Source organism: Paenibacillus glucanolyticus NBRC 15330 (assembly GCF_004000885.1).
GTDB lineage: Bacteria > Bacillota > Bacilli > Paenibacillales > Paenibacillaceae > Paenibacillus_AQ > Paenibacillus_AQ glucanolyticus.
This window is the reverse complement of record NZ_BIMC01000001.1, coordinates 405,236-411,488: the sequence shown is the minus strand read 5'-3', so window position 1 is coordinate 411,488 and position 6,253 is coordinate 405,236. Positions and strand designations below refer to the sequence as shown.

Annotated in this window: 6 protein-coding genes; all 6 read left to right on the top strand. The window is 44.8% G+C overall.

All coding sequences use genetic code 11. The annotated features are described in order from the left end of the window. Positions 1-72: 72 nt before the first annotated feature. The 6 genes from PGL02S_RS01795 to PGL02S_RS01770 all read left to right on the top strand — a co-directional run bounded on the left by PGL02S_RS01795 (position 73) and on the right by PGL02S_RS01770 (position 5,765). Positions 73-747, top strand: a complete 675-nt coding sequence (locus tag PGL02S_RS01795) for an MBL fold metallo-hydrolase (protein WP_006210954.1) — start codon at positions 73-75, stop codon at positions 745-747. Between the two features lie 17 nt (positions 748-764). Then, complete coding sequence (locus tag PGL02S_RS01790; RefSeq protein ID WP_036637173.1) at positions 765-1,745, top strand: acyltransferase domain-containing protein; 981 nt, start codon at positions 765-767, stop codon at positions 1,743-1,745. Between the two features lie 162 nt (positions 1,746-1,907). Continuing rightward, on the top strand, positions 1,908-2,225 hold the full coding sequence (locus PGL02S_RS01785) for an ArsR/SmtB family transcription factor (protein ID WP_036637175.1): 318 nt from the start codon (positions 1,908-1,910) through the stop codon (positions 2,223-2,225). Between the two features lie 362 nt (positions 2,226-2,587). Next, positions 2,588-3,331: a GTP pyrophosphokinase gene (locus tag PGL02S_RS01780; RefSeq protein WP_006210951.1), complete on the top strand. Its 744-nt coding sequence runs from the start codon at positions 2,588-2,590 to the stop codon at positions 3,329-3,331. Positions 3,332-3,789: 458 nt separating this feature from the next. Then, positions 3,790-5,196, top strand: a complete 1,407-nt coding sequence (locus PGL02S_RS01775; RefSeq protein ID WP_036637177.1) for a protoporphyrinogen oxidase — start codon at positions 3,790-3,792, stop codon at positions 5,194-5,196. After that, positions 5,193-5,765, top strand: coding sequence for a DUF1697 domain-containing protein (locus tag PGL02S_RS01770; RefSeq protein WP_036637179.1), 573 nt, complete (start codon positions 5,193-5,195; stop codon positions 5,763-5,765). The genes PGL02S_RS01775 and PGL02S_RS01770 overlap by 4 nt, the downstream gene beginning before the upstream one ends. Positions 5,766-6,253: the final 488 nt, after the last annotated feature.

Genomic DNA, 6,253 nt, shown 5'->3' with positions numbered 1-6,253 from the left:
ACGAATCCCGACTAAGCTGCGGTACAAGGCGCTTAGTCGGGATTTTGTCATGCCTATGCGAAAGGGAGGACAATGGTTAATTACGAAGTGTTTGCACTACGAACGGTCTCGCTTCCTTACATTAATTATTGCTATATTGTTTTGGACAAAAGCAGTCGTTCTGCCTTGTTAATCGATCCTTCATGGGAACTCGATGCCATCCTCGGCAAGCTGAACGATTTGAATGCAGACGTGAAGGGGATTATGTTGACTCACTCCCATTATGATCACGTGAATTTGACCTTGGTGCTCACGGAGATTTTTGAATGTGACGTATTCATGTCGAATGTGGAAATTGAAGACTACGGATTCCATTGCAGAAACCTGATAAGTGTCTCGGATCAAGAAGTCATCTCGATTGGGAGAACGAAGGTCACCTGCTTGTGGACACCCGGACATACCTCGGGAAGCATGTGTTTTTTGCTGGAGGACTGCGTATTTACTGGAGACACTTTATTCATAGAGGGCTGTGGGGGATGCCATTATCCAGGCGGTTCGGCTGAGGCGATGTTTGAGAGTATCCAAAAGATCAAGGCTTTGGCTGCCCCGGACTTGCGTGTGTATCCCGGTCATTCCTACGGGGCCGAGCCAGGCCAAACCATAAGAAGGTTATACGATCAGAATATTTACTTTCAATTGGATTCGCGCAAGCATTTTGTCGATTTCAGAATGAGGCCGAATCAGAAAAGCGTATTTAATTTTCGATGATAGGGGAGTGAACAAAGGTGGGGAAATCCATCGTATTTTTATTTTCCGGGCAAGGCTCACAATACTACCAAATGGGCAGGGAATTATATCGAGATCAACCGGTGTTCCGCCACTGGATGCGGCATCTGGATCAATATTATTACGGAATAACCGGAAATTCGGTCATCGACGAGCTGTACGATAAGGATTATCCAATAAGTCAACCATTTGACTCATTGCCGCTCACACATCCCGCCATATTTATGATCGAATATGCCTTAGCCCAGGTATTTATGGAGCAGCAGATCTACCCTGATTATGTGTTTGGTACTAGTCTGGGGGAATTTGCGTCATGTACCGTTGCCGGAGCGCTGGATTACACTTCAGCATTGGAGAGTTTGGTCGTTCAAGCGGACATCGTACAGAATCATTGCGAACCGGGAGGGATGATCGCTATTCTTGAACAAGTATCGCTGTTCCATAGCGAACCGGAGCTTTATCGGAACTGTGAGATTGCCTCGGTTAATTTTGATAATCATTTTGTCGTTTCAGGGGGAACAGCAGGCCTCTCTGAAGTGGAGGCATATATAAAAAAACGCAAAGTGACGTTTCAGCGGTTACCTATTCATTATGGTTTTCACTCTAAGTGGATAGATCCTGCCGGAGCACTATATAAGCGTTATGCAACCTCATGTTCTTTAAAGTCTCCTCAATCAGGAGTCATATCAGCTCTGGCAGGAGGGGCCTGCGCTTCTTTTGAGTCCGAGCATTTATGGAACGCGGTGCGGGAACCGATCCGCTTTCGCGATGCCTTGAAAACTTTGCTGCCCATGGAGGATAAGATTTTTGTGGATTTGGGGCCAGGGGGAACACTTGCAACCTTCATAAAGCACAATCATTCGTTATTTGGCCCGGATGGAGTCCAGAGTTTACATTCGGTTCTTAGTCCTTTTCACAAGGATATGAACAGGCTGGAGCAGGTACTGTCCAAAATAAAATGGGAACGGGTAACGACATGATGGCAAAGTGAGATTCGGTTGTCGAAACCAAGATTATTTTGCGATTGCCCGAGAAATAAAACCTGCGCTTCATGATAGTAATAGTAATTTTATTGCGATTGAATGATAAATATATCAACGGTGGATGGAATCTGGCTCAAGATGGTATTGGAGGTTCAGAGAATGGAACGTTTGGAGATCATCTCCGATAAGCTAAAGCTGCTGGGAGATAAGACAAGACTGACGATTCTGATCTTGCTAACAGAGAGGGAGTGGTGTGTGTGCGAGTTCGTTCACGTGCTGCATATGTCACAACCAAGTGTCAGCCAACATTTAAGAAAACTGAAATCTCTGGGAATCGTGAATGAAGAAAGGCGCGGACAATGGGTATATTACTCGCTCAATGTTGCAGACAAGCCATACATTCAGGCCGTATTGAATGAGATGCCGTCTCCACAAGATATGCTTAAGCAGTTGAACAAAAGTGATATGAAATATTAATGTGATTAACGATGGTCACATTGTTCAATTGCCAGGCTTTTTTTATTCTAAATATAATCATATAGTTATATTATGATGTGAGTTTCGTTGTAACCTTTTGTTGAACAGAAGTCTTGAAAGTCCGCGCGAACAGCGGCGTAAAGTAAGTCAAACAGCAGCATATCGGCATAAGATGAAGACGGGGCAACTTGAAATGGTTGCGGCGTCTTTTTTGCGTTATTGCACTAAAGTTGCAGGCACCCCTCCTTTTCAACTAATATTTAGAGAGGGAACGGAACTTCTAGTATGTAATCAGCAAGCGATATTTAATTACGATCGAGTCAAAAACGACTCTGAATCACACAATCGAAAGGAAGTATCCCATGAATTCTTTGCAAATCGAACAGCTCAAAATCATTCGGAATGAAATTACCCGTTTCATGATGAAATACAAATTCGCATTAGATGAGATTGAAACCAAAATGGAAATATTGAAAGAGGAGTTCCAGGCTCTTCATGATTATAGCCCGATTGAACATACGAAATCCCGCCTGAAGTCACCGGAAAGCATCATGAAGAAACTGCTTCGTAAAGGCGGAAACATATCCCTAAGCTCGATTGAGGATAACATTAAGGATATCGCAGGTTTAAGGATCACCTGTTCTTTTATTTCCGACATTTACAAAATCAGCGATATGCTGCAGCAGCAAAGCGACTTAACGGTTCTTAATGTGAAGGATTATATCAAGAATCCGAAGCCGAACGGATACCAAAGCCTGCATCTTCTAGTAGAAGTACCGGTGTACTTCTCCGACAGGGTTGAAAAGGTATGCGTTGAAGTTCAGATTCGAACCATTGCCATGGATTTCTGGGCAAGCCTGGAGCACAAGATCTTCTACAAATATAATAAGTCGGTTCCTCAGCAGCTGCTGGAGGAACTGAAGAATGCAGCGGATACCGCCAATGCGCTGGACCGTCAAATGGAACAATTGCATCATGAGGTACAAGCAATCAAGGATTCAGAGAGTGAGGATTCATTGCTGGAGGAGCTGAAGAGCATTCAGATTAACAATCGCAAGTATGAGCTTCCAGCGGGCTTGCTTGAGGTATTCACGGAGGAGAAATAAGGTTAAGTCTGTTTCGAAGATATCAAGTGCAACATGTTTCATCGGCAGTGGTCCGGGTATATATATCCTAAGTGGGAAGTGGAGTCACATCAACACCAGACGGATAACAAGACTGTTAAAGTCGGAATTACCGAAAGGACTTGATACCCATGAAGCATATAACGAGGAATAAGGAAGGCACCGCCTGAATTATTCCGAAGACATCCTAAGTAATGTAATGATGGTTTGTGAACGGTAATAACCGCTTCCCACTTTAAAAAACTCTGCGAGGCATCTCGTGGAGTTTTTTTCGTTGCATCCCAGCTGGATATGCTGATCTTTTGCTGAAAAGACTGTTCACAATATTGAGGGAATGGCGGCATTCGATGGACTGCTTCTATGATATACTTATGAATTGGATACAATGGTAAGTAACATGGATGAGATTGTAAAGAACCTACATAATTGAGGTGTATATAGTGACAACTATAGTAGTGATCGGCGGCGGCATTACCGGACTTTCAACCTTATACTACCTGCAAAAAGAGTTAAAGCTTCGTCATCAGGAGATGAATCTGGTGCTTATTGAGGCAAGCGAAACGCTTGGAGGGAAAATTCGAACCGTTCAGAATGGCGAGTTTATTATGGAAACCGGCGCGGATTCCATCGTGTCCCGAAAAACGAATGTGGCACCGCTCTTGGAGGAGCTTCAGCTAACGGATCAGGTTGTGTATAATGCCACGGGAACCTCTTTTATTTACACAAGCGAGGGACTGAAGAAAATTCCGGACGAGAGTGTGTTTGGTATACCGCTTAGCCTGAGGTCGCTGGCCGAAAGTGAGCTCGTATCCGCGGAGGGGAAGGTAGTGGCGCTCAAAGATTATTACACGCCCAATGAGACATTCACCAGGGATGATTCGCTGGGGGAGTTTCTTGAAGCATTTCTTGGCAAGGAGATTGTGCAGAAGCAGATCGCTCCGGTCATATCAGGGGTGTATTCCGGAGATCTTCATGACTTGACCATTGCCTCCACCTTCCCCTATTTGCTTGATTACAAAAATACATATGGCAGCATCATGGGCGGCCTCGCAGAGAATAAGCAGAAGTATCTGGGTGCGGGAAACAAGAAATTCATCTCCTTCAAAGGCGGCGTCTCGGCTTTGATTGATGCCCTGGAAGATACGGTTTCTCAAGCAGGAGCAGAGATTTACAAAGGAACGGCAGCAGCGAAGCTGAAGAAATTAGCTGATGGCTATGAAATTGCACTCTCCAACGGAGAAAAGCTTGAAGCCGATTATGTTGTGCTGAGCACGCTGGCTTCATCTGCGAAGGAATTGCTGCAAGATCCACACCTTAACGAAGACTTCGATCAGCTGTATACCAAATCCCTCATCAGTGTGTATCTTGCTTTTGATATACAAGATGAAGAACTTCCTTATGATGGCACAGGATTCATTACGGGCAAAGGCACACATTTGAAGTGTGATGCCTGCACCTGGACCAGTCGGAAATGGGAGCATACCTCCGAGAACAAGCGATTATTGATGAGATTGTTCTACAAGAGCTCCAATCCGCATTATGAGGAGTTAATCCGGTTAACGGACGATGAATTGAAGCAGGTCGGGATGGAGGACATCAACCGCAGCTTGGGTATTACGGCAGAGCCGGTCTCCTGTGAAGTTACGAAGTGGCATGACGACATGCCGAATTACCATTTGAAGCACAGACAGGTTGTAGAATCATTGGAGCGCAAACTAAAAGATTCGTATCCTAACGTGATTCTTGCGGGATGTTCTTACTATGGGGTAGGCATCCCGGACTGTATTGCGAATGGTGAGAATACGGCTGGTCAGATTATGGAACGTAATCAGGAGGCAAACACATGACCATCTACATTGCACTGCTTCGAGGGATCAATGTCGGCGGCCACCATAAAATAAAAATGGCCGATTTAAGGAAGATGCTGGAGGGCATGGGGCTAACCCATGTACAAACCTACATTCAGAGCGGAAACGTACTGTTTCAATCCGCGGAATCCAAAGCAGCTCTGCGTGCAAAGATGGAGCAGGGCATACTTGAAGTGTTTGGCTTCCCGGTGCCGGTGCTGCTCAGAACCTCCTCGGAAATCGAAGGGATTATTCGGAATTGTCCTTTCTCAGAAGAACGTATTCGCCTTGCCGAGGAAGCCTCAGAGTTTGAAAGCCTGTATGTTGCCATGCTGCCAGAAGTACCTGCAGTTGAAGAGGTTGAGAAGTTGAAGAACTATGAGAACGACAAGGAAGCCTTTGAAGCGATAGGTGAAGAGGTCTATTTATTATTTAAGGAAAGCGTCCGGAATTCCAAGCTGGCAGGGCAATTATCCAAGCTCAGTCTACCCGTCACGATGCGGAATTGGAAAACGATGAACAAGCTGGCACAGCTGGCCATGGAGATGCAGAATGAGCCGCCTCAATAGTTGAATGGGGCGAACTCGCATCGATGAGAAATCAACGCTCAGACATAATGGTTTTGAAAGAGAGTTGTTTCGTTTATTGAGGATCGGGTAAATATAGAATAAGTGGGAAGTGGTATTGTCAATCGACGGACGGAAGAACTTGATGTCATTCCGAAAGGCAGTTGATTCGCCATGAACACTCGCAAAAGGAGAAGAAGAGCGAGATTTCTTCGATTCTTTTCAGGTAAGGCACCCTAGCAATTGGAAAATTGCTGCATAACGAACTTCAAATCGCTTCCCACTCATAAGGATCCTGCGATATCATTCGCGGGGTCTTTTTTTTGTGCAGTAAATGGAGCCCAAGTCCATATCTAATAGTAAAGAATGCCTGACAAATGGTTCCCTGTGACTAGAGGTGGAAGGGACTACCGGGACTAATATATCATTTATCAAATTTTACATAAAGTGGTTTAAAAACCGGGTAGAATATGCAATTATTGATTTCAGGA

What these genes read in the sequence shown, in the direction of transcription:
- PGL02S_RS01785 (WP_036637175.1), top strand. Translation starts at nt 1,908, where the DNA reads ATGGAACGTTTGGAGATCATCTCCGATAAGCTAAAGCTGCTGGGAGAT.
- PGL02S_RS01795 (WP_006210954.1), top strand. Translation starts at nt 73, where the DNA reads ATGGTTAATTACGAAGTGTTTGCACTACGAACGGTCTCGCTTCCTTAC.
- PGL02S_RS01780 (WP_006210951.1), top strand. Translation starts at nt 2,588, where the DNA reads ATGAATTCTTTGCAAATCGAACAGCTCAAAATCATTCGGAATGAAATT.
- PGL02S_RS01770 (WP_036637179.1), top strand. Translation starts at nt 5,193, where the DNA reads ATGACCATCTACATTGCACTGCTTCGAGGGATCAATGTCGGCGGCCAC.